20 protein-coding genes and 1 pseudogene are annotated in these 21,653 nt (G+C 57.5%); 13 read left to right on the top strand and 8 right to left on the bottom strand.

The genetic code is table 11. From position 1 onward, the window contains the following. Window positions 1–19 precede the first annotated feature (19 nt). From RR_RS03845 to RR_RS03820, 6 genes and pseudogenes are all read right to left on the bottom strand, one after another. Window positions 20–829, bottom strand: coding sequence for an ABC transporter permease (locus RR_RS03845; RefSeq protein ID WP_011222735.1), 810 nt, complete (start codon window positions 827–829; stop codon window positions 20–22). Then, a pseudogene (locus RR_RS03840) lies at window positions 819–1,739 on the bottom strand (ABC transporter permease). Before RR_RS03840 ends, RR_RS03845 begins: the two are co-directional and overlap by 11 nt. After that, the gene (locus RR_RS03835; RefSeq protein ID WP_011222732.1) at window positions 1,736–2,872 is read right to left on the bottom strand and encodes an ABC transporter ATP-binding protein; all 1,137 of its coding nucleotides are present in this window, start codon (window positions 2,870–2,872) and stop codon (window positions 1,736–1,738) included. The pseudogene RR_RS03840 and the gene RR_RS03835 overlap by 4 nt, the downstream one beginning before the upstream one ends. A 64-nt stretch (window positions 2,873–2,936) precedes the next feature. Continuing rightward, entirely contained in the window at window positions 2,937–4,130 is a 1,194-nt protein-coding gene (locus RR_RS03830) for an ABC transporter substrate-binding protein (protein WP_007190551.1), read from the bottom strand. Window positions 4,131–4,319: 189 nt separating this feature from the next. Beyond that, on the bottom strand, window positions 4,320–5,102 hold the full coding sequence (locus RR_RS03825; RefSeq protein ID WP_049938604.1) for an IclR family transcriptional regulator: 783 nt from the start codon (window positions 5,100–5,102) through the stop codon (window positions 4,320–4,322). A 429-nt stretch (window positions 5,103–5,531) separates the two neighbouring features. After that, on the bottom strand, window positions 5,532–6,314 hold the full coding sequence (locus tag RR_RS03820; protein ID WP_011222729.1) for an IclR family transcriptional regulator: 783 nt from the start codon (window positions 6,312–6,314) through the stop codon (window positions 5,532–5,534). Window positions 6,315–6,842: 528 nt separating this feature from the next. Here RR_RS03820 and RR_RS03815 point away from each other — a divergent pair. From RR_RS03815 to RR_RS03760, 12 genes are all read left to right on the top strand, one after another. Then, a complete protein-coding gene (locus tag RR_RS03815) occupies window positions 6,843–7,940 on the top strand; it encodes an ABC transporter ATP-binding protein (protein ID WP_049919412.1) in 1,098 nt (365 codons plus the stop codon). A gap of 1 nt (window position 7,941) precedes the next feature. Continuing rightward, window positions 7,942–8,742, top strand: a complete 801-nt coding sequence (locus RR_RS03810; protein ID WP_011222728.1) for a creatininase family protein — start codon at window positions 7,942–7,944, stop codon at window positions 8,740–8,742. Window positions 8,743–8,797: 55 nt separating this feature from the next. Then, window positions 8,798–10,156, top strand: coding sequence for an ABC transporter substrate-binding protein (locus RR_RS03805; protein ID WP_011222727.1), 1,359 nt, complete (start codon window positions 8,798–8,800; stop codon window positions 10,154–10,156). 9 nt (window positions 10,157–10,165) lie between these two features. Then, window positions 10,166–11,104: a carbohydrate ABC transporter permease gene (locus RR_RS03800; protein ID WP_004965984.1), complete on the top strand. Its 939-nt coding sequence runs from the start codon at window positions 10,166–10,168 to the stop codon at window positions 11,102–11,104. Further along, entirely contained in the window at window positions 11,101–11,946 is an 846-nt protein-coding gene (locus RR_RS03795; RefSeq protein ID WP_011222726.1) for a carbohydrate ABC transporter permease, read from the top strand. The genes RR_RS03800 and RR_RS03795 overlap by 4 nt, the downstream gene beginning before the upstream one ends. Window positions 11,947–11,986: 40 nt before the next feature. Further along, window positions 11,987–13,135, top strand: coding sequence for a hypothetical protein (locus RR_RS03790; RefSeq protein WP_011222725.1), 1,149 nt, complete (start codon window positions 11,987–11,989; stop codon window positions 13,133–13,135). A 47-nt stretch (window positions 13,136–13,182) separates the two neighbouring features. Continuing rightward, window positions 13,183–14,352 (top strand): mandelate racemase/muconate lactonizing enzyme family protein, encoded by a 1,170-nt coding sequence (locus tag RR_RS03785; protein ID WP_004965987.1) that lies wholly within the window; start codon window positions 13,183–13,185, stop codon window positions 14,350–14,352. Between the two features lie 49 nt (window positions 14,353–14,401). Continuing rightward, the gene (locus RR_RS03780) at window positions 14,402–15,244 is read left to right on the top strand and encodes an SDR family NAD(P)-dependent oxidoreductase (protein WP_007190559.1); all 843 of its coding nucleotides are present in this window, start codon (window positions 14,402–14,404) and stop codon (window positions 15,242–15,244) included. A 6-nt stretch (window positions 15,245–15,250) separates the two neighbouring features. Further along, window positions 15,251–15,625 (top strand): Rid family detoxifying hydrolase, encoded by a 375-nt coding sequence (locus RR_RS03775; RefSeq protein ID WP_004965989.1) that lies wholly within the window; start codon window positions 15,251–15,253, stop codon window positions 15,623–15,625. Window position 15,626: 1 nt separating this feature from the next. After that, window positions 15,627–16,265 carry an HAD family hydrolase gene (locus RR_RS03770; protein ID WP_011222724.1) on the top strand — a complete coding sequence of 213 codons (639 nt, stop codon included), beginning with the start codon at window positions 15,627–15,629 and terminating at the stop codon, window positions 16,263–16,265. A 327-nt stretch (window positions 16,266–16,592) separates the two neighbouring features. After that, on the top strand, window positions 16,593–17,525 hold the full coding sequence (locus RR_RS03765; RefSeq protein WP_011222723.1) for a DMT family transporter: 933 nt from the start codon (window positions 16,593–16,595) through the stop codon (window positions 17,523–17,525). A 303-nt stretch (window positions 17,526–17,828) separates the two neighbouring features. Next, the gene (locus RR_RS03760) at window positions 17,829–19,133 is read left to right on the top strand and encodes a dicarboxylate/amino acid:cation symporter (RefSeq protein WP_004965992.1); all 1,305 of its coding nucleotides are present in this window, start codon (window positions 17,829–17,831) and stop codon (window positions 19,131–19,133) included. Window positions 19,134–19,337: 204 nt separating this feature from the next. On the opposite strand, the gene epsC is transcribed toward RR_RS03760, so the two are convergent. After that, window positions 19,338–20,201, bottom strand: coding sequence for a serine O-acetyltransferase EpsC (gene epsC, locus RR_RS03755; RefSeq protein ID WP_011222722.1), 864 nt, complete (start codon window positions 20,199–20,201; stop codon window positions 19,338–19,340). A gap of 151 nt (window positions 20,202–20,352) precedes the next feature. On the opposite strand from epsC, the gene RR_RS03750 reads away from it, so the two are divergent. Continuing rightward, window positions 20,353–20,553, top strand: a complete 201-nt coding sequence (locus RR_RS03750) for a hypothetical protein (RefSeq protein WP_004965994.1) — start codon at window positions 20,353–20,355, stop codon at window positions 20,551–20,553. Window positions 20,554–20,584: 31 nt separating this feature from the next. Here RR_RS03750 and RR_RS03745 read toward each other — a convergent pair whose 3' ends face one another. Beyond that, window positions 20,585–21,478 carry a bifunctional methylenetetrahydrofolate dehydrogenase/methenyltetrahydrofolate cyclohydrolase gene (locus RR_RS03745; protein WP_007190563.1) on the bottom strand — a complete coding sequence of 298 codons (894 nt, stop codon included), beginning with the start codon at window positions 21,476–21,478 and terminating at the stop codon, window positions 20,585–20,587. Window positions 21,479–21,653 lie beyond the last annotated feature (175 nt).

The following is a 21,653-nucleotide window of genomic DNA, read 5'->3' as shown; positions in this document are numbered from 1 at the left end:
GAAACGGCCCCCTGAAATTTCAGGACAACCGTTTCGCCACGAATTCGATATTTGTGGCGAGAGCGGCGGCGAGGAGCCCGACAACGGAGATGAGGATGAGAAACGTCGAGACGACACTGACGATGGGCGTAAGCGACTGGCGCAGGGAATTCCAGGCCAGCACGGGAATCGTCTGCGTCTGATAGTTCGACAGGAACAGCGCCATCACGAACTCCTGCAGGCTGATAATGAACGCCAGCAGCGCAGACACAAGTATCCCGCTTTTGACGTTCGGCAGGATGACGTGGATGAACACACGGATCGGATTCGCCCCGAGGTCCATCCCAGCGTCGCGCAGTTGCCAGTCGAACCGCTGGAAGACGGACTGCATCACGAAGAACACGAGCGGTGTGGCCCAGAGACTGTGGGCCAAGATGATGCTGAGATACGACGACCGAAACCCAAGCCTGCTGAAATACACGAGCAGCGTCACCCCAAGGATGACCGGCGGAATGAGCAATGGTAGGATGACGATGGGCGTCAGGATATCACCGAACCGGCCTCTGTGTGCTTCAAGACCGAACGCAGCCGTGATGCCCATAAACGTAGCGACGACCGTCGTTCCGACACCGACGACGAGACTATTATCGAACGCTCGTAGCCACACCACATCGGCAAAGAACGCGCTGTACCATCGCAGGGAGAGCGCTTGCGGCGGGAACTGCAAGTTCCCCGACGCGGAGAAGGACGTTGCAATAACAATACCCAGCGGTAACAGCATGACAACGAATATCGCTATATAACCGATGCGAAACGCTGCCGTTCCAAGCCATTCGAGACTACGTTGCATTGGTCACGTCACCTCCAAAGCGGCCGAGGACAGTGTAGATGACAAGAATGCTCACGAACATCAGGACGAGCATTACCGTCGAGAGGGCAGTGGCTATCGGCCAGTTGAAATTGACTAGCATCTGCTCCTGCACTTCGAGTGCGAACGGGCGATCGCTCCCTGCACCGAGCAGCGCCGGTGCGGAATACGCGCCGACGCTCCAGGCAAAGGAGATAACAGTCGCGACGGTGATTCCTGGCATAATCTCTGGCAGAACGACCGCAAAGAAAGACCGGATTCGGCTGGCTCCGAGGTCCCTGGCCGCCTCGACAAGCTCCCATTCAACGGTTGTCAGGACGCTGTAAATTGCCAGCATCGCATACGGGAAGACGATATACACTTGTCCGATGACGACGCCAAGCGTGTTCGGGACTATCTGCAGGGGTGCCTGAATGAGGCCGACTGCGAGCAAGAGGCTGTTGGCCGTCCCGTTCGGAGCCAGCAACGGAACCCACACGTACGTCTTGATTACGAGTGTCGTCAACAGCGGCAGCACAACCGAAAATAACAGGGCCGATTTCCGCACCCCGTTCGCGCGCCAGGTGGCATATGCATAGAAAACCGCGAGGACGACTGTGAGTAGCGTCGCGATGATGCCGAGCTTGAACGAATACACGATGATTCCCTGGAGCAACTCAGACTGGAGGACCTGCACTTACGATGCGATGGTGAACGTCCCCTCGGCATACGGGAGGCCCTGTGACTGTTCGCTGAAACTGATGCGAACCAGCAACAGAAACGGAACCACGAACACCAGCAACTCGAACAGGATCAGTGGGCTCATCAGCAACAACGAGCGGCGAGAGCCAGACTGTCCCTCAAATAGCGACCAGAGGCGGTCTAACACAGTCGTTCTGGAGTCGACACTCATTGTCGGTCCCTCACCCTCGTGCCGTCGGGACGGAACAGCAGTATGTCATCGATATCCCAGCTGAGCTCAACCGTATCTCCTTCATCAATTGCTGATTGGTCAGTAACGCTCTGTTCGACGAACAGTTGCTCCCCGCCGATGTCGACGACATGGCGGATGCTGGAGCCGCGATAAATAGTACTCTCTACGGTCCCGGAAACACCACCACCACCGCCGTTACCGTCGGCACGGGTCTGGTGAGATGCCCGGGTTGATTCATCGGTGAGAGGAGCTATTTGCATGAACTCGGGACGGAGCGAGACAGTAAGGGACGCTTCGGGCTGGATTTTCGAAGTCACCGGTACACGGATCTCCGAGTCGAACTCCGTCACCAGATAGCTGTACTGGCCGTCACTGTCGCTTACAGTACCACTGACGAAGTTTGTATCACCCAGGAATTCCTCGACAAACTTGTTTTTCGGGTCCCGATACACTTCATTCGGCTCTCCGACCTGCACCAGTCGCCCATCGTTCATTATGCCGATACGATCAGCAAGGGTGAACGCTTCGTCCTGATTGTGTGTGACGTGAACGAACGTTTTCTGAAACTCTTCGCGAATATCTTTCAGCTCGATCTCCATCTCCTCACGCAGTCGCTTATCCAAGTTCGAGAGGGGTTCATCAAGCAGTAGCACGTCAGGGTCCACTGCCAGCGACCGTGCCAGCGCGACACGCTGTTTCTGGCCACCCGAGAGGTCGGTCGGACTGTGACTTTCATACCCATCCATGTGAACGCGGTCCAGCATCTCGCTGGCGCGGTCACGCCGCTGCTGTTTTCCCATGCCACGCATCTTGAGACCGAACGCAACGTTCTCAAGTACGGTCTTGTAAGGGAACAGCGCCCAGTTCTGGAACACCATCGAGGTGTCCCTGTCGTAGGCCGGTTCGTCGGTCACGTCCGCATCTCCGATGTAGACTGTCCCGGACGACGGTGTCTCCAGCCCACTGATCATTCGCATCGTCGTCGACTTGCCACAGCCACTGGGACCGAGTAAGCACAACAGTTCCCCGTCCCGAACGGATAGGGAGACATCTGTCACCGCATCGAGCTCCCCGAACGATTTCGAGAGGTTCTGTAGTTCTATCTCCGACATGAGTTATGCAATTCGTGTTGGCCACTGAGACACTGGTCCCTTGTAAACATCGGTCCCGACATCGCTAGTTCGAACTCGCCTCCATCTCCGAGATCCGCTGGTTGAAGCTGTCAAAGTTCGAGTTGATGTAATCGAACTCCGGCCAGGCGACGAGCGCTGCTTCGTCACTGTTGTTGGGGAGGTCCTCGTTGAGTTTTTCAGTCGCGTATTCCATGTCCGTATTCGTAAACAGCGTCGGACTGTTTTCCGACCACCGTGTCTGGGTCTCGGCGTCCAGCAGGAAATTCAAGAAATCCTCCGCCATCCGCCGTTTGTCAGTGCCACGGACCGGACACCAGTGGTTGACGAAACCGCTGTTTCTATCCGGTGCGGTGTGGCTCAGGTTAGGATAGTCGTCAATATCGTACGCGGTCTGTTCGTAGTACCACTGCGCGTGGTCGATAATGCCGTTCTCGAACAGTTGCCAGATGTCTTCCCCGGAAGAAGCCCAGCCCTGGATGTTCCACTGCTCCTCCATATAGTCAAACACGTCCATCGAGAGGTCCTCATCGTACACTTCCCCAGCAAGCTCCTTCGCATCCATCGCGACAGCAGCGTCATGCTGTGGGAACCACCAGAACCCTTTGTCGATACCGATTCCATTCCCGTTGGCGGCTTCTGGGGCGGCAAGGTCGGCCCAGGTGGTCGGTTCGAAATCTATATCGTTTCGATAGATGAGCGTCGTCGGCGCACCGTCGACGGGGACCCCGAACTCCGTGGTTCGGAAATCAGTGTAATAGTCAATGACGCCATCCAGATTCGGCACGTTCTCCTCTCGTACCGGCAAGAACAGGTCATCGTTGCGACCAAGGAGGTAAAAATACCCCTCCGTGATGGTGACATCAAACGGTGGCTGATCCTCCGGTGCTGATCTGATTTTTGCCAGGATCTCGTTCCAGCCGCGGTTGACCTGTAATCGACCACCAGTCCGCTCTTCGTACATCGGTTTTATCGTTTCTTCGAAGCGGTCAGCGTAGTTCCCGCTCCAGACCATTACGCGCAGTGTCTCACCGCTGAAATCCTGGCCACTACTACTGTCGCCCGTGCTGGCACCGCCACTTTCACCACCGGTCCCACCGTCGCCGTCATCGCTGGCCAACGAAGCGCATCCAGCAAACACACCGGCGGTTCCAGCTCCGGCGGCGGTCAAGAACCGTCGACGGCTGGTCCCAGACTGTCGGATCGGTTCGCTCTCGGTATGCTCGTTATTGCCACACATTGCTATACGCACATATTCCACGCATATTATAAAAAACTACCTTCGATACCCCACTCTGATGCAACCACAGTCCGCGATTCCAGCAGAAAGCATCGCTTGGGAAGAAATGAAGTGGGATGTTCCAGCCAGAGACGGACTAGTAGTCGGTGGCTAGAAAACAGGGTGTTGTTACGAAACGCGCCGCCAAGATTAGTTCGTCGTTCGGAGACGCTCTTCAAGTTCGTCAACGACATCCCTGAGTGCATTCGGAACTTCCTGTTCGAGAACCATCCCATCGACCCGATAGGTCGGGCCCGAGACACTGAGCGCGCCAATCACGTCCCCCTCCGGCCCGTGAACGGCTTTCCCAATGCTTCGCATCCCGTCAGTGTACCCCTGATCGTCGACAGCGTAGCCGCGTTCTCGAATCTGCTCCAGTTCGGCGTGCAACTCTTCCCGCGACGTGATCGTGTGGTCAGTCCGTGCAGGGAGCCCCCACCGCTCGATAACGTCTTCGACCCGGGACTTGGAATAGGTGGACAACACTGCCAGCCCAGACGCGGTCGCGTGCATGTGATAATATGACCCCGTTCTGGCCCGGTACTCCTTCGATGGTCCGTCAGTGGTCGTCCCCTCGAACTTTGCCCACTTGTGGTACGATTCGGCGATTGTGATAACCCTGCCACGGTCCGGAGCCACGAAGTCACACTCTTCCTCTGTCCGTTCGGTGAGGGCTGCGATTGCTTCCTCGATATGCGGATAGCCGGGCCATCGGCTTCGTGCCTGTTCACCGTAATTCAAGAACCGCAACCCGACCTGATAGATTTCGCCGCGTTTGACCAGAAAGCCGCTGTCGCGGAGCGTGGTGAGGTGCTTATGTGCAGTACTCTTGGCCACGTCTACCTCTTCAACGATATCCCGAAGCCGTGCACCGTCACGGTCGGAGACGATATCAATAATCTCGATCGATAGTTCCGTGGTATTCACAGACATATGTCGGCTGTGTGTCTGATGGGATTTAGTAGTTCGGTAGAACAAAACCAGAATCATGAAGTGTCATTCGCTATTATTTTTTGTGTGAGTGTGTGACACTATTTGCGAGGCTAGTTCGATTGAGCGAAACAATGTCGGCACGGTCTGATTATCACGCAAAAAGAATAACAGAAGTACAGGCGTTATATGATGTAGGAGGTGACCCGAGACTTAGTCGTACAATCAAAATGAAGAAGAGACTCAGATGGCTTTCCCACGGTTTTTCTAGTTCGATCATATGAAACAGTCGAATCGAAACATAGGATATAGGGGTTGAACCGACAGGAGCCAATACCTACACGGTGAAGTTCGGAGACAAAAGCCGTCCTAGACTGACGCTACGTTTCTATTTTGTTTGTGGTGTTGAGCGTTTCACTATCATATTCTTGTCTATCCGTCTATCGTACTGTATTCGTAGTACTGACTTCGAACTTCGATTTCGTTTTTCGTATATCGAAGTATCTCAAGCAGATTTGCCATGTATCTGGAGGTGAATCGATCTCTGGGCCCAGTAATACCAAGAGACACCATGACTTCCTGTTCGTCGTTGAATATCGGAACAGCGACACCTCGAACACCTCTGAGATGCTCCTCGTCGTCTATCGCATAGCCCTGGTCGCGAATTCGTTCAAGCGCCGCTTCGAGAGCAGACCGGGATGACAACGTGTTATCAGTCCCTTTCGGAAGCCCATGGTCGGCAACGATTTCGTTTCGTTTTTCCACCGGAAGGTGCGCCAGAATTACTTTGCCCAGCGATGTCCAGTGCATCTCTGTGTGATTCCCAATGGGAATTTCGTCGCCTGCAGCCTTTCCGCCTGAGCTCCTGTAGAGAATGACCCGCTGGCCGTTCTCCTCGATGCCGGCACCAGCAATCTCGCCAGTTTCTCTGCTGAGTTCTTCAACCTTATTGCGAAGCAGTCGGCCGATGTCCAGTCTTTGCCGAACGCTGCCACCGAGCTCAAGAAAGCGGAACGATCGACGATACTGCCCGGCATCCTTGACAACGTAGTCCCGCTGGACAAGTGTGTTGAGGTGGATAAAGACAGTACTTGTGGGGATATCAAGATGAGACGCAAGCTCGGAAAGACCGACTGGTTCAACTTTTCCGAGGGCAGCGAGAATGTCCAGCGTTGTCTCGACCGCGCTGATCGTTTTGTTGTTCTGTGAGGGCATGGATGCGCTTTTTCTTGCAGGGTAAAATAGATTCCGTCGAGAGACAAAATGTTTCCAATCATATTGGAAACTGTCGGTGTCCCGTTAGAGACGATATTCTAACAAGAGTACGAGTGTTATTTTCTGCACTCTCCTTACTCTCGGGGGGTGGCAACAAACCACATGAACATGTGGGCTGGAGGCTTCAACACCTGATTCAGTAGTTACAGACACTCTGGCGTCGTTTTGTGACATTCGTGTATTCCGTACGAGCGTCCCACGTGACTTTCAATCTCATTGAAAGGGTTTGGAAACGCTCTGGTATCCTGTTTTCTACGCTTTAGTCGGTCTCTGCTCCGTATTCTGCAGCATACTATAGGTCATACTTGCGGGTGTAACGTTTGGCCTCGGTGCAGAACTGCCGGCTACGCAGTTATATCCGACGGTGCTCCACAGGCGGCCCGCGGGTTTCGATGTGATTGGTCTGCCTGACTCTGCCACCACTACCAACATTTATTAATGATGATTGCGATGCTTCTTCTACTCGGTATGAGCGAAGTTACACTATCAAACGTCAGCAAGGTATACGACGACGATGTCCTTGCAGTTGAGGACCTTTCTCTGGCCGTCGAGGACGGTGAGTTTGTCGTCGTTGTCGGCCCATCCGGATGTGGGAAATCGACCACACTTCGGATGATTGCTGGGCTCGAAACAGTCACCGACGGTGAGATTGCTATCGGGGGGAGCGTAGTCAACGACGTTCGTCCACAGGACCGGAACATTGCGATGGTGTTCCAGAGCTACGCACTGTACCCGCATATGACCGTGCGCGATAACATGTCCTTCGGGCTCCGACTGTCAGGCGAGTACGATGATCAAATCGAACAGCGCGTGACTGAGGCCGCCGAACTGCTGGAGATTGCGGACCTCATGGACGACCTGCCGAAGCAACTCTCGGGTGGCCAGCAACAGCGTGTCGCACTTGGGCGGGCTATTGTCCGCGACCCGGACGTGTTTCTGATGGACGAACCGCTGTCGAATCTCGACGCGAAGCTTCGGACACAGATGCGCACGGAGATCCAGCGGATCCAAGAAGAGTTGGACGTGACGACGATTTACGTCACGCACGATCAGACGGAAGCGATGACGATGGCCGACCGGATCGTGATTCTCAATCAGGGTGAACTCCAGCAGGTCGCGCCACCGGAACGCTGCTACGATGAGCCCAACAACAAATTTGTCGCGGGGTTCATCGGGTCACCATCGATGAACTTCTTCGAAGCGAGTGTAACCAATAGCGGCGGGCACGCGACGTTCCACTCGTCAAATATTGAGTTTACGCTCAACGTCGACATTCCGGACGGGGAGTACACGCTGGGCGTCCGCCCGGAAGATTTCGTCGCCGAGGACGCCGGCGAGTACATCAATACAGTTGTCGATGTCGTAGAACCAATGGGGTCTGACAACTTCCTCTATCTGGAGACTGCAGGCGGGTCGAAAGAAGTCGTTGCCCGGGTCAGTAGCGAATACCGCCCAGAACGGGGCGACAAAATCGCGCTCGGGTTTCATACAGAGGATATGCATCTGTTCGGTCCAGATGGCGAGCGTGTGGAACTGAATCAGTTGCAGCGGACAGAGTCGGTGTAATATGTTGTACGATACTATCGGTCGGAAAGAGAGCGAGTGGGCTGGGATGACTGCGGGTCAGATCCGAAATGTTGGCGAACAGCCGGGCTCAGTTCTCGTTATTCCCGTCGGAAGCGTCGAACAGCACGGGAACCACCTCCCGGTCGTCACCGACACACTCCTCGTCGAGGCGATGGTCGACACTGCTATCGAGCGCCTAGATGGCGTTCCTGTCGTCGTGACACCGCCGGTCTGGAGTGGGTTCTCGCCACACCATCTGTCGTTCGGTGGGACCCTCTCACTCGAGTTCGCGCACTTGCGAGCGACACTTGAGGATATCGCACACGCTGGCATCCAGAACGGATTCGACGCGATGCTGTTCGTCAACGGCCACGGCGGGAACAGTTCACTCATCGACGCCGTCGTGAGTACTGTGGGCGTCGACACTGATGCGGAAGTACTCGGGACGACGTACTTCCATCTGGCGTCGGATAGAATCGAGGAGCTCCGGACCACCGAGACAGGGGGGATGGCTCACGGCGGTGAGTTCGAGACGTCCCTCATGCTTGCGCTCCGACCAGACCTCGTGGGTGACCCGGCGGTCCGCGACGGTGAACCGATGGACGAACACTACGGCTGGGGCGGGCAAGACTTGCTTGACGGGGGCAACGTCTCTGTCTACCGCTCGTTCGACGAGTATTCCTCATCCGGAGCTATCGGGACGCCGAAGCAGGCGAGCGCGGAGACAGGCGAACGAATCCGCTCGGTCATCGGCGACGAACTCGCGGCCCTCATGGTTGCGATTCACGAGAACAATGCCTGACCAATGAGCGACACAACACAAAGAATTATGTACATGGAAATAGGTGACATTAACGATGCAGCCCGATAACAACGACAGGTCTGTCGAGGATAGTATCGACCGCCGACGGCTTCTCCAGGCGCTTGGCGCAGGCGGCGCCATCGCCATCGCCGGGTGCAGCGGCGACGGTGGGAGCGGCAGTGACGGGGGTGACGGCGACAGTGAGAGCGGCGGTGGCGGCAGCGACGGCAGTACGCAGAGCGTGCAGTTCCTCACGATGGGCGTCGGGGACAACATCAAGCAGTTCTTCGAGGAGAACAACGCGGCCTTCGAGGACGAACACGGCGTCGACGTAGAGTTCACCAGCGTTACGTGGGACAACGCACGGCAAACCGTGAACAACCGTGTCGACGGCGGCGAAGCGCCCGACGTCAGTCGGTGGCCGGCACGCTGGATCCCCCAGCTGGTGGGCAAAGACGCACTCGAACCGCTTGATGACATGATGGACGGGGGGTTCGGCGAGCAGTTCTACGACGGCGTGGCCGAGGGAACGATGTACAACGGCTCCCACTACGGCGTGCCGTGGGCCGCCTCGAACAAGTGCCTCTACTACAACAAAGATGTCTTCGAGACGGCGGGGCTCGACCCGGAAGACCCGTCGCTCGATTCGTGGCAAGATATGCTGGATGCCGCAACGCAGATCCGTGACAGTGATGCGAGCGTCCCAGCACTGGGCCTTGCAGGGGCCGACGCAATCGAAACCGGGTCGCAGTACTACCACTACCACTGGTCACACGGCGCAGACCTCGTCAACGACGAAGGAATGCCAGTCGTGAACTCCAGTGGCGCTGTTGATGCCCTCTCGTTGTACACCGACCTTCATCTCGAACACAATGTCACGCAGTCATCGCCACTCTCCTCAACTCGGCAGGACATCCGACAGCTGTTCGAGAACGGTGACCTCGGGATGGTCATCGGGCACGTGTACACGGGACTCAACATCACCGCCGCGAAGGAAAACGGTGATGTCGACTTCGATTACGGTATCGTGCAGGTACCGCGTGGCCCTGAAGGTCGGTACAGCCTCTTCACTATCGACACGCTCGCCATCCTGAGTCAGAGTGAACACAAGGACCTCGCCCGGGACCTGATTCGGTTCTACTTCGACGAGGAGCGACGGTTCCAGTACTCGAAGCAAAAAGGGTTCCTCCCCGTCGTCGAAGCCGTCGGGGAGCGCTCGTACTTCTCGGAGTCGAAGAACTGGGGACCGTTCGTCGAGGCGGGGCAGTACGCCCGCGCCCGACCGAAGCTCGGTAACTTCAGCGAGTTCAACGACCGGATGGTCCAAGCCATTCAGGAAGCACTGGCGGACCGGAAGTCACCGCAGAAAGCGCTCAACGATGCACAGAGTGATCTCAAAGATGCCATGGAGTGACAGACAGGGATGAGTCTGGCAGAGGAATACACCGAAACGTCCGATGACTCACGTCTCGAACGAGGGCTGGCGTACGTCCAGCGCAATAGCCGAGCGTACCTCCTCATTGCTCCCGCAGCGGTGTTCCTGCTGGCCGTTGTCGGGTACCCGATCATCGAGACGTTTCGGCTATCGCTGTACCAGTCACCCGCCGACTCCAACATCGAGACGTTCGTGGGGCTGCAGCATTACGTCGAAATATTCAACAGCGACATCTTCTACCGACTGCTCTGGCAGACCGGTCGCTGGGTCGTCGCCGGTGTCGCGGGCAAGACACTGCTGGGACTGCTCATCGCCGTTCACCTCAAGGGAGATATCCGCGGTCGGAAGTTCTTCCGCACGGCGTTTCTCATCCCGTGGGGGATTCCCTACGCGATCTCCGCTGTGGTGTTCCGGTGGATAGAGCACCCGCAGTTCGGCTACCTCAACGCGATCTTGCTAAAACTCGGCATCATCGAACAGGGTATCGGTATCCTCGGAAACCCGAGTCTGGCGTGGCTCGGCGTCGTCGTGGCTGATATCTGGATCGGAACGCCGTTCATGGCGATTATCTTCCTTGCAGGGTTGCAATCGATACCACAGGAACTGTACGAGGCAGCCGCCATCGACGGTGCCGAGAAGTGGCACCAGTTTCGGTACATCACGCTCCCACAGCTCAAAAGCGTCGTCCTGATCGCCACGCTGCTGTCGACGATCTGGACGTTCGTCAGCTTCGACGTCATCTGGACAATGACCGGCGGCGGACCGATCAGTTCGACGGCAACGCTCGTCATTCACATCTATCAGGTGGGGCTCCAGAACGGGAACCTCGGGCGCGGAGCCGCCTACAGTGTCATCGGGTTCCTGTTCCTGTTCGGCTTCGCAATCATCTACCTGCGCATCTACACGCGCGGCGGTGACGAGCTATGACGATGGCAGGCCACGACCGGAGCAGTCTCCGCAAAGTCCGGCTCTACGGCGTGCTGATCGGACTACTCGGGATCATGATGTTGCCGTTCTACGCGATGTTCTCGAGTACGCTCAAGCCGGAGTCGGAGATCTTCGCTGCACCGGCGACTCTGGTCCCCAGCGACCCCAGCCTCCAGGCCTACCTGCAGGTCTGGACACAGACCGACGTGTTGCTCTGGGTCGGCAATAGCTTCATCATCTCGGTGGGGACGGTCGTGTTGACGCTTCTGCTGGCGATACCGGCCGCGTACTCGTGTGCCCGGAACGACTTCGTGGGGAAGCGAACCTTTCTCCTCTCCGTGCTGGTCGTCCAGATGTTCGCGCCGGTTGTGTTGATCGTCGGCCTCTTCGATGTTATCTCCCAGATGGGACTGTTCAACACCTATCTGGCTGTGATCGTCCCGGCGGCAGCGTTCACGCTGCCGTTCAACGTCTGGATGCTGTACGGGTATTTCAAGACGATCCCCGTCGCGCTCGAAGAGTCAGCGCGTATCGACGGCGCGAGCCAACTGCAGATCCTCACGAAGATCGTGCTCCCGCTCACGAAGCCGGCGCTGGTCGCCAGTGTCACCTACACGTTCCTCTACGCGTGGAATCGGCTGCTGTTCGTGCTTACCTTCCTCACTGACAGTGCGAAGTACAACATCCCTCGCGGGGTCTTCTCGATGGTCGGCGCGCTGCAGACCGACTGGCGGATGATGCTCACTGTGTCTGTGATTGGTATTATCCCACTCCTGATTTTGTTCGCCTTCCTAGAGGAGTATATCGTCGCTGGGATGACGGCTGGCGCGGTCAAGGAGTAGCTGCCTCTACTTTTATTATCGCCGCGATAGTTGGTCGCGTATGGAATTCGCGATGTGGGCGTACCCGTGGGACCTTCTGGACGAAGGGCCGTCCGAGGTGGAACGGCGACTGCGTGACATCGGCATCGACGAGCTGAACCTCGCGACGAACTATCACACTGTGCAGGCGTTCACGCCGCACAGTCCGGAGCGACGGACGCTGTTTGCCCGCGCGAGTTCGTATTTCGAGCCTGGTCCGGAGTACGGGGACCTCGAACCGGTTCCGTACGAGGGAATGAACGGCGACTGGGTCGCAGACGCCGCGACCGGTTTGTCTGACCTGACACTCAATTCGTGGACAGTGGGCTGTCACAACTCTCGGCTCGGGATGGCCAATCCAGAGTACACACTGGAATCTGCACACGGTGACGACCTGGTCTTCGGCCTGTGTCCCTCCCAGCCCGCGGTCCAGACGTATCTCTCGGCACTGGTTTCGGATTTGTCGTCCCGCGATGAGTTCGCTCGTATCGAACTGGAAACGTTCGATTACTTCTACGGGACGGGCTTTGGCTGGCACCACCAGAAGATTCACGCACGGTTGGGAGTCCTCGGAGAATTCTTGCTCGGGTTGTGTTTCTGTCCACACTGTCGCAAGAACGCAAAGGCCGCGGGTGTCGATGCTGAGCGGGTACGTTCGACTGTCGCCGATACGATAGACGATATCGTCGCCGGCGACGTGTCACACGAGCACCCACCGGAGGAGTGGCTCGCGGACCACAGCACCGTCGCCGCGTACGTCGATGTCCGCGAACGGACGCTGGCATCACTGTACGCCACGCTGGCTGACGCCGCTGGAACGACATCGCTTGGCTACTACGTCGGCGCACCGGAGCCCGGCCGCGAGTGGGTCGTCGGGGCCGACCTACAAGCGCTCTCGAACCACGTCGATTACTACTGTCTGCCGGCCTACGAGTCGTCAAGTGACGCAGTCATAGGTGCGTACAACGCCGTTGAGACGGTGATTGATGACGTGCCACTCCACATTGGTCTCCTGCCGGGCCATCCGGCCATCGACGACGAGGCGACCGTGGTCGATATCGTGGAGACTCTTGACTCGAAAGGAGTGCCGCGGCTATCCTTCTATAACTACGGACTGCTTCCAGAGCAGTCACTGGAGTGGGTCGAAACCGCCATCGAGACAGTGAGCTGAGAGGGGGAAGCGGTACTTTGATATCGGTTCCCGGACGACAGAATGGCATGGAGATAACTGGCGTGTCAGCGGTAACTGTAGATGTACCGTTGGCCGACTTGGATGAACACCTCGGAATCGGGCCGTACGTGACCAACCACGGAAAGTTACGTTCGATGGAACGCGTCCTCGTCCGTGTCGACACAGATGAGGGCCTTAGCGGCTGGGGCGAGATGCGTGTCTTCCTGTCACCGGAAGCCACCGAGTCGATTATCGAAGACGGAGTTGGGCCGATGATTGAGGGCCAGTCGCCGTTCGAAATCGAGCGACTCCGCCGGCAGGTGTTCGTCGAGTACACCAACGTCGATATGTTCTTTGCCGCCGTCGAAACGGCCTGCTGGGACATCGTCGGGAAAGCCCTCGATAGACCAGTGTACGAGCTGCTCGGCGGATGGACAGCACCGACACAGGGGACACAACAACACCGGCAAAGCGTTGATGGCGACAGTACTGCTCCTATTGAGGTCCCTGTTGCCTTCTGTCTCGGCATCCTCTCGCCCGAGGAGTCTCGTGTCAAAGCCCGAGAAGCGCACGAAGCGGGCTTCACTGTCCTCAAAACAAAGGCAGGACGGGACTGGCGACAGGATGTCGAGCGAATCAGAGCGATGCACGATGAGGTCGACGGACAGCTCGAATTTCGACTCGACCCGAATCAGGGCTGGACGCTCGACCAGGCGGTTCGGGTCGGCGCGATGCTCGAAGATGCGGGTATCTACCTGCAGTATATGGAACAGCCGATTCGCGTCGATGCACACAGATCGCTAGCCAGGCTCCGACAACGACTCCGCCAGCCGATCGCGCCGAACGAGGACACGTATATCTCGCATAATCTGCAATCGCTTGTCGAAGCTGGCGCGATGGATGTCGGCGTTATCGACCTGACCCCAGCCGGCGGCATCAGTGGAATTCGACAGCAGGCCGCCATCCTTGAAGACGCCGGGGTTCCCTTTACCCACCACTGTGCGTTCGACCTGGGGATTCGAACGGCGGCGATCCTCCACGCGTTCACCGGCATCCCGGGCTTTTCCTTGCCCCCAGATTCGACGTACTACGGCTGGGAGGCAGACATCATCGAGCGGCCGTTCGAGGTCAGCAACGGCTGCCTCCCGGCCCCGGACGGTCCTGGTCTCGGAGTTTCTATCGACATGGCTGCCATCGAGGAGTATCGAATCACATGAACGGCCAAGAGCAACTTTCAAGAGGGCAGCTTACGTGGGTGTCAGTGTCATGGTAGAGCTATCACTAGCGGACCGGCCAGCCATTGTGACTGGCGCATCACGGGGTATCGGGCGCGAGATCGCGGCCCGGTTCGCCGAAGCTGGTGGCGATGTCGTCGTCTGTTCGCGCACCTACGAGGACGTGGAAGCGGTTGCGACGGAACTGACCCAGACACACGATGGCCGCGTTGTTCCGGTCGAATGTGACGTTACAGACCGGGAGGCGGTACGGGACCTTGTCGACACGACCATCCAAGAGTTCGGGGACATCCGCGTGCTTGTGAACAACGCTGGTGGCGCAGACGAATCCGCCAATCTGTTGCACCGGTGTGACGAGGAGACCTTCGAATCGATGGTCGACCTGAACCTGAAAAGCCAGTTCCTCCTGAGCAAAGAGGTACTGCCAGCGATGGTCGCCGCTGGCGGCGGGTCGATAATCCATATGGGATCAGTCAACGGCCTGTTCGGTATCGGTCTCTCCGGCTACTCCGAGGCGAAAAGCGGGCTCCTGGCGCTCTCCCGAAACATCGCCGCCCACTACGGGCAACACGGGGTCCGCTCGAACGTTATTTCGGCGGCGACCATCGAAACAGCGAACAGGCGGGCGGAGATGGAAAACACGGAGGAACGGACCGGTGAAACGAGCGCCCGGGAGCGCTGGCTCGACCAGTATCCGCTCGGGCGGTTCGGCACACCGCGAGAAGTCGCTGATACGACCCTGTTCCTTGCCTCCGAAATGTCGAGTTTCTTGACCGGTGAGAATCTGGTGCTTGACGGCGGATTGACGACGAGCCTGCCAACATCGTTCATCAACGAGGTCTACGATGCGGACGAAAAGCCGACACCCAATTAAACAGCCATGGAAGAACTAACAACAGACGACGCACCTGATAGTATCGGCCCGTTCTCACAGGGAATCGCTAGCGGTGACCGTATGTACGTTTCCGGGCAGGGGCCAGTCGACCCGGATACCGGCGAGGTAATCCAGGGCACGCCCGGTGAACAGACCCGGCGTACACTCCGGAACGTCGCGGCCGTGTTGCAGGCCGGTGGCGCTTCGCTCGACGATGTGGTGAAGGCGACGGTGTTCGTGAAGGATATGCGATACTACGACGAGGTGAACGAGGTGTACGGTGAGCTCATGTCACCACCCTATCCTGCACGCAGTGCTGTGGAAGTCGTTAAATTGCCAGTCGATATCGACGTTGAGATAGAGGTTGTTGCAGAACGGTAGTATGTCGCATCTTGTAGTGTTCGACCTCGACGGGACGCTCACTCGACAGCGCGGCGGGTTCGAGCTGTTGCACACCCTCTACGGAACAACACCGGAAGCCGAGACGCTAATGAACCGGTTCGAGGCCGGAGAAATTACGTTTACAGAGTGGTGTCAGGGAGCGGTCGACATGTGGCGTGCGAACGATATCACCAGATCAGATATCACTCGTGCGACCCGGGCCCTCAAGCCGAAAGCAGGTGCTGTCGACCTCCTCGCCCACCTCCAGCAAACGGATATCCGATTCGGCATCCTCAGTGCCGGCGTTGCGAACCTTGCAGCGCGATTCGAGCCGTACGAACCGGCGTTTGTTCGTGGAAACTGGCTTCAGTTCGAGGATAGACGGGTTTCGGCTATCGATATCGGTGTCGGTCCCAATGAGAAAGGAGAGCTACTGAGAAAGATTCGAAGCAAACAGAATCCCGTCTCAATCACCTATATCGGCGATTCACACACTGATACGGAGGCGTTCATCGAGGCAGATACCGCGGTGTTATTTGACCCCGATGAACGCGTTCCCGAAACAGCAATCGACGCAGCGGACACAATCATTGAAAGTGCGGATATAGCAGAGGTACAGAACTGCATTCCAACGGCATAGCCCGCTATTCGCCGGTATAGACTTATATCCAGATAGGGTGTTTTCTTATTATTTCTGCAATATATGTTCTCAAATATGCAATATACTTACCCATATAGTTCATATTACATCCAAATGCCGGTTCTGAAGCAGGCTTAGCTTTCGGTGTGAGAACTGGACCGCTGTCGACGTTACTCACTACTACACTGGTCCCAACCGTGTATTCCCCGGACAGATGCCGCCCGGTCATCGGCACCGCGTCAGTGGTCGCTGGCGCAGTGGCAACATCTAGCAATTTGCAACAGGCTTCGACGGCTCTTTTACCGTCGGGTGGTGACCGGCAACTGAATGAGTCGCTATCGAACGACCGGTTGCTTTCTCCTCCTGGCTGCAATCTGGGGTACTGCATTCATGGCGACAGATGTCGGCCTTGCCGACCTGCCGCCAGTACCGTTCGCTGCCGTCCGCTTCGACATCGCCTCCGTTCTCCTGTTTGCCGCGCTGGCTGTCACAGGCGCGCTAGAGCGGCCACAGACCCGCGACGACTACGTGTACGTCCTCGCTGGGGGTTCGCTTATGATCGGGGTGCATCACGTATTCCTGTTCACCGGGCAACAGTACGTCACCGGGGCCGTCGCCGCCGTACTGCTCGGTCTCGTTCCCGTCGTAACGCCCGCGCTGACGAAGCTCGCGTCGAGCGATGACACGTTCACCGCGAATACTGGGGTCGGCGTGGTACTCGGCTTCGCCGGCGTTGTCGTCATTGCTGACCCTGACCCAGCGAATCTCCTCAGCAGTACTATCGGAATCGCGCTCGTGTTCGCAGCAGCACTGGCGTTCGCCATCCCGGCCGTCGTCACGCACGACACCAGTCCGTCGATGTCGTTTCTGGCCACACAGGCGTGGTTGATGGCTATCGGAGCCGCTGTCCTCCATCTCACCGTACTCGTACTTCCCGGACAGTCGTTTGCGGACGCATCGTGGACGCCGTCCGCGCTTGCGGCGCTGTTGTATTTGGCTGTCGTCGCCGGTATCGGCGGTTTCCTGCTGTACTTCCGGTTACTTGACCAGCTGGGCCCTATCGAGATGAGTTTCATCGAGTACGTCATCCCCCTGTTCGCCGCGCTCGCCGGCTGGCTCGTGCTCGGTCAGCAGGTCACGCTCGCCACCGTCGGTGGGTTCGGATGTATCCTGCTGGGATTCATCGCGGCGAAGTGGACGGCGCTGCGAGCGGAGCTTCGTCGGGTCGTCGAACCGAAAACCAGTCCACCGGCCGACTGACCACAACCGGGTGAGCAGGCCGTCACTGACTGGACCACTCTCTAGATACGGGAAACTCGACAGCGAAGCGAGAAACGGTAAGAATGACCGTCAGGCAGGAGTGCCAACGGCGTCGCGCTTCTGAAAACAAGCGAATTCCAACCGCTATTTTGCTATCCTTTTCAGATGAACGGCTGTAGCACTTGCCATTTGGCGACAGACCCGTCTGAAAACGGAACCTTGTAAGAGAAAACCGCATCATAGCCGCTTGCACATACTGGCGGGGCTAACGGGTTTTTATAAGACTACCCGTTGCTGTGTAATATGATACAACCCATTCGCACGCTATGGAGCCGGTATCGATCTATCCCGCTCATCTGGCGCATCTTTGTCGCCTTCGTACTGGGAGCAGGTGCCGGTATCGTGTTCGGGGAGCAGATGGCTGTCGTCAGACCAGTAGGCGACCTCTTCCTCCGACTGCTCAATATGCTGGTCATCCCGATTATCGTCTTCACACTGCTGACCGGGATTCGACAGCTCTCACCCGCAAAACTTGGAAAAATCGGCGGTGCGACAGTCGGTCTCTACGCCCTGACGACGACCCTCGCAGGAATCATTGGTCTCGCGGTTGCAAACGTGCTTCAGCCGGGTCGTGGGCTCGAATTCGGCGGCGGTGAAGCGCAATCGAAAGCGCCGCCGTCGTTGCTTGATGTCGTTCTCGGTATCGTGCCGAACAATCCCGTCGCGGCCCTCGCAGAGGGGAATCTGCTGGCGACGGTTTTCTTCGTCATCGTCTTCGGAATCGCGCTGACATACGTCCGCGCCCGGCAAGACGCGCTCGCAGAGAGTGTCGATTCAGTGTTCGAGGCCTTCGAAGTGGGTGCTGAGGCGATGTTTGTCATCGTCCGTGGCGTCCTCGAATTCGGTGTGCTCGGTGTGTTCGCGTTGATGGCGTCCGGTATCGGCACTGAAGGCATCGGCCTGTTCTCCTCGCTGGGCGAGCTCGTGTTGGCAGTCACTATTGCAATCGGCATTCACATCGGCTTCACCTATCTCGTTCTTTTGATGAGCGTGATTGCCGACGTGTCGCCGATTGCGTTCCTCAGCGGAGCGAAGGACGCGATGGTGACTGCGTTCGCGACTCGGTCGTCGAGCGGAACGCTCCCTGTTACGATGCGCAATGCGGACGAAGACCTGCAGATCGCTGAGCGAGTGTATTCGTTCACGCTCCCGGTCGGTGCCACGGCGAACATGGATGGTGCTGCCATCCGACAGGCGGTCACCGTGATGTTTGCCGCAAACGTCGTCGGACAGCCACTAGTGCTTACTGAGCAAATTTTCGTCTTAATTGTGGCCGTCCTCATCAGCATCGGAACCGCTGGCGTTCCGGGAGCGGGGATCGTCATGCTCACTGTGATTCTCACACAGGTCGGCCTTCCGCTGGAGGTCGTTGGATTCGTCGCCGGGGTCGACCCTATTCTTGGGCGGATTGCAACTATGAACAACGTCACTGGCGACCTCGCAGTTTCGACCGTTGTGGGGAAGTGGAACGACGGACTCGACCGTGGTGAGGGCGTCTGGTCACGAAACCTGAGCGGAGTCGCTGAGTTCGTTCCCGGTGACGACTAAAGCGAACGGCGGGAGCGATTCCAACAGCCCCTAATGCTGGTACAGTTGTTATTCTAATCTATTAGAAGAGGAGTACTTCTCGCGACTGGACAGACAACAACAGTATGAGAGGTCCTCGGGCCGGGTACACCAGTCAGAAGCGTTCGTCCAGCCAATTCGTGGTATCTTTGCAGTCTCAGAAACCGGGCGATATCGGTCCCGATTTTAGTTGGTTCGTTTTCGTTCCTGTGTCGGGTGGTCTGTGACGTACACTTTCGTATCGTCCGGAATGTCGTCGGTGACCCAGGAGTTCGCCCCAATGCTGACGTGGTCACCAACGCTGATGGCACCCAGAACTTTCGTGCCCGCGCCGATGACGACGTGGTCGCCGATATCCGGGTGTCGTTTGTAGCCCTTCTTTAATCTGTGTTCGTCGCTCTCGTCGGCCTCGAAGTGGAGCGCGCCAAGCGTCACGTCCTGATAGAGGCGGACCCACTCCCCGACAGTTGTGGTTTCGCCGATGACGACGCCAGTCCCGTGGTCGATAAAAAAGTGGTCGCCGATTTCAGCGCCGGGGTGGATGTCGATGCCGGTCTCAGTCTTGGCGTATTCGGTGAGTTCGCGAGCGTACTCGGAGGCTCCGGCCTCGTAGAGGGTGTGTGCGACCCGTTGTACGAGTATTGCCATGAACCCCGGATAGGACCGGATTATCTCCATATACGTCTTTGCCGCCGGATCACCTTTGAACGCGGCCTCCACGTCCTTTTTGAGTCGTGTGCGAACCGCCGGGAGCTGATCGATGACGGCGTCAACTGTTTCAGCCGGGTCCGACCCGGAGTAGGGTCTAATACCGGCAAAGAAGAGGCCGCCCAGGGTGTCGAGACGGTCCAGAACGGCGAGCTCGTCCCGGACCAGTTCAGCAGCGTTCCAACAGGTCGGGAAGAACAGTCGTTTGAGGATGTCGATTTCCGGTCTTCGGTGTTCCCGCCGCGGGAACTCCATCTGCGTCTGGGTCGGGAACGGCTCTTCATCGGCCCGGTACGCCGCGAAGAGTTTCTCGTGTGTGTCGCCCGTATAACAGTAGTCCATATCGGATTGTTGGGCTGAAGCATCTTAGTTTTGAAACAATAGTTGTCTTTTCCGCTATATGTTGTGTTCTCGCTGACGCTGTAGAATTGAAAACGAGCAGCATCCCACACTGAGAGGTAGCTATTTGATACTGGCTTGTCATCGATTCTGTATGAACGGCGAGTGTTACTTCTGTCACGGCATCGTTTCAGCACCGGAAGAAGGCCACATCTGGCTGCGTGAGCACGACAGCCACGAGGTGTATATGCACGAACAGTGTGCCAGCGGTCACAACGTCATAGAGGGAGAACAGGACCCAGCAGGTGAACTCCTGATTACATGCCCGGAGTGTGGTGCGGTCGAAACGATATAACAGTCCACGCGGGTAGTCCTGCGAACGGGCCCTACGGAAGCCTAATATCGACGCCGGACTGGAGGCTGGCCGCTTTCACAGTGTTATACAGCAGCATCGCGATGGTGAGTGGTCCAACACCGCCGGGAACCGGGGTGATGGCGTCCGCTTTCTCTTTAGCGCTCTCGAAGTCCACGTCCCCGACGAGTTCGTACCCCTTCTCCGTGTCAGCATCAACCCGGTTGATGCCCACATCAATAACTGTCGTACCCGCCGAGAGCATCGACCCGTCTATCATCTCCGGAACCCCGGCGGCGGCAATCACGATGTCCGCGTTGCGAGTCTTGTCCGCAAGGTCATCAGTTCGGGAGTGGCAGACGGTCGTTGTCGCGTTCCCGCCCGGCCCGTACTGGATGAGCAAGTTTGCCATCGGTTTGCCGACGATGTCCGAGCGACCCACGACGACAACGTCTTTCCCCTCCGTCACAACACCAGTTTCGGCCAGCATTTTCTGTATTCCATGGGGGGTGCAGGGCTTGTATCGCGCGTTCCCCGCGACGAGTCGGCCGACGTTTTCGGGATGGAACCCGTCGACGTCTTTCATCGGGTCAATGCGCTCCAGTACGTCGCGCTTTGGCACGTGGTCGGGGACCGGCATCTGAACGAGGATTCCGTGGACCGCCGGGTCCGCGTTCAGTTCGTCGATGGTCGAGAACAGCGCCTCGGCCGACTCGTCTGCACTGATTTGATGATGAAACCCCTCAATGCCGATTTCATTACAGGCCCGCTGTTTCATCGAGACGTACGTTTCACTCGCGCCGTCGTCGCTCATCAGCACAGTCGCCAGCCCCGGTGTGACACCCTCGCTGACGAGCGTGTCCGTACACGCCGCGACGCCCTCCGTGATCTGGTCGCCGATTTCGTTCCCATCGATTACTGTAGTCATTGTTGCTAGGTTTGCTGTCGGCCCCGAAGTCCCCAGTTAGATGTCCAGAGTGAGCAGACTGCTGCACGGTCAACTGCTGGGGTTGGCCAAGCGTTCGATGTTTTCCTCAAGCCCCGTCGGAATAGTGAGTGATGCGGAATAGTCCAGCCTTTGAAATGATATCGGCTATTCGTCC

The organism is Haloarcula marismortui ATCC 43049 (assembly GCF_000011085.1).
Taxonomy (GTDB): domain Archaea; phylum Halobacteriota; class Halobacteria; order Halobacteriales; family Haloarculaceae; genus Haloarcula; species Haloarcula marismortui.
This window is presented reverse-complemented; position numbering and strand designations above follow the sequence as displayed.

Coding starts and splice junctions, on each gene's coding strand:
- RR_RS03845 (WP_011222735.1), bottom strand. CDS start 829: ATGCAACGTAGTCTCGAATGGCTTGGAACGGCAGCGTTTCGCATCGGT.
- RR_RS03835 (WP_011222732.1), bottom strand. CDS start 2,872: ATGTCGGAGATAGAACTACAGAACCTCTCGAAATCGTTCGGGGAGCTC.
- RR_RS03830 (WP_007190551.1), bottom strand. CDS start 4,130: ATGTGTGGCAATAACGAGCATACCGAGAGCGAACCGATCCGACAGTCT.
- RR_RS03825 (WP_049938604.1), bottom strand. CDS start 5,102: ATGTCTGTGAATACCACGGAACTATCGATCGAGATTATTGATATCGTC.
- RR_RS03820 (WP_011222729.1), bottom strand. CDS start 6,314: ATGCCCTCACAGAACAACAAAACGATCAGCGCGGTCGAGACAACGCTG.
- RR_RS03815 (WP_049919412.1), top strand. CDS start 6,843: ATGAGCGAAGTTACACTATCAAACGTCAGCAAGGTATACGACGACGAT.
- RR_RS03810 (WP_011222728.1), top strand. CDS start 7,942: ATGTTGTACGATACTATCGGTCGGAAAGAGAGCGAGTGGGCTGGGATG.
- RR_RS03805 (WP_011222727.1), top strand. CDS start 8,798: ATGCAGCCCGATAACAACGACAGGTCTGTCGAGGATAGTATCGACCGC.
- RR_RS03800 (WP_004965984.1), top strand. CDS start 10,166: ATGAGTCTGGCAGAGGAATACACCGAAACGTCCGATGACTCACGTCTC.
- RR_RS03795 (WP_011222726.1), top strand. CDS start 11,101: ATGACGATGGCAGGCCACGACCGGAGCAGTCTCCGCAAAGTCCGGCTC.
- RR_RS03790 (WP_011222725.1), top strand. CDS start 11,987: ATGGAATTCGCGATGTGGGCGTACCCGTGGGACCTTCTGGACGAAGGG.
- RR_RS03785 (WP_004965987.1), top strand. CDS start 13,183: ATGGAGATAACTGGCGTGTCAGCGGTAACTGTAGATGTACCGTTGGCC.
- RR_RS03780 (WP_007190559.1), top strand. CDS start 14,402: ATGGTAGAGCTATCACTAGCGGACCGGCCAGCCATTGTGACTGGCGCA.
- RR_RS03775 (WP_004965989.1), top strand. CDS start 15,251: ATGGAAGAACTAACAACAGACGACGCACCTGATAGTATCGGCCCGTTC.
- RR_RS03770 (WP_011222724.1), top strand. CDS start 15,627: ATGTCGCATCTTGTAGTGTTCGACCTCGACGGGACGCTCACTCGACAG.
- RR_RS03765 (WP_011222723.1), top strand. CDS start 16,593: ATGAGTCGCTATCGAACGACCGGTTGCTTTCTCCTCCTGGCTGCAATC.
- RR_RS03760 (WP_004965992.1), top strand. CDS start 17,829: ATGATACAACCCATTCGCACGCTATGGAGCCGGTATCGATCTATCCCG.
- epsC (WP_011222722.1), bottom strand. CDS start 20,201: ATGGACTACTGTTATACGGGCGACACACACGAGAAACTCTTCGCGGCG.
- RR_RS03750 (WP_004965994.1), top strand. CDS start 20,353: ATGAACGGCGAGTGTTACTTCTGTCACGGCATCGTTTCAGCACCGGAA.
- RR_RS03745 (WP_007190563.1), bottom strand. CDS start 21,478: ATGACTACAGTAATCGATGGGAACGAAATCGGCGACCAGATCACGGAG.